At 72.2% G+C, this 898-nt stretch carries 1 pseudogene; it reads left to right on the top strand.

Features of this window, described 5'->3' with window-relative positions:
• A pseudogene (locus D7W79_RS42310) lies at positions 1-898 on the top strand (hypothetical protein); the annotation flags it as partial.

The following is an 898-nucleotide window of genomic DNA, read 5'->3' as shown; positions in this document are numbered from 1 at the left end:
CACGCGGTCGGCGTGGTGGTGGGGGACTTCAACGACCTGAACGTGCTGACGGTGGGCACGGACGCGTACTTCATCGACGCGGACAGCTTCCAGTTCGGTCCGTACGTCTGCCCGGTGTTCACGGAGAAGTTCCTGGACCCGCTGCGGTTGGACCCGGGCGCGCAGGCGCTGACGCCCGCGCGGCCGGCGACAGTGGAGAGTGATTGGTATGCCTTCGCCGTCACCGTGATGCAGTCGCTGCTGTGCGTGGGGCCGCAGGGCGGCATCCACAAGCCGAAGGCGCAGGGGGCCCGGCTGAACGCGGTGGGCCGGCTGCTCCAGCGCGTCACGGTGTTCCACCCGGACGTGCAGTACCCGAAGCCCGCGCTGCCCCGGGCCTCGCTGCCGGATGAGTTGCTGCACCTGTTCCACCAGGTGTTCGTGGAGGACCGGCGCGGCGCGTTCCCGCTGCCGGTGCTGGAGGGGCTTCGCTTCACGGTGTGCACGTCGTGCGGCCTGGAGCATGCGCGGGCCTCGTGCCCCACGTGTCAGCCGAACGCGACGGTGGCGGCCACGCCGGTGTCGGCGGTGCGCGGGCAGGTGACGGCGAAGCGGAAGTTCACGACGCGCGGCGTGCTGGTGCACGCGAGCGCGGAGGACGGGACGGTGCGCTTCGTCTACCACGCGGACGGCGCGTACCGCCGCGAGGACGGGCGCACGGTGATGCAGGGCGCGCTGGATCCGTCGCTGCGCTGGGCGGTGCAGGGGGACGTCACGCTGCTGGGGCAGGGCGGGCGCGTGGCGGTGTTCACCCCGGGCCGGGGGCCGGAGTTCCTGGGCGTGGATGTCTGTGAAAACCGGCCGGTGTTCGCGGCCAATGCCAGCCACCGGTTCTGGGCGGTGGGTGGCGGGCTGTGGC

This window comes from Corallococcus exercitus, assembly GCF_003611585.1.
Lineage (GTDB): Bacteria > Myxococcota > Myxococcia > Myxococcales > Myxococcaceae > Corallococcus > Corallococcus exercitus.
Note: the sequence above shows the minus strand (reverse complement) of the source record. Positions and strands in the feature narration are given on the sequence as shown.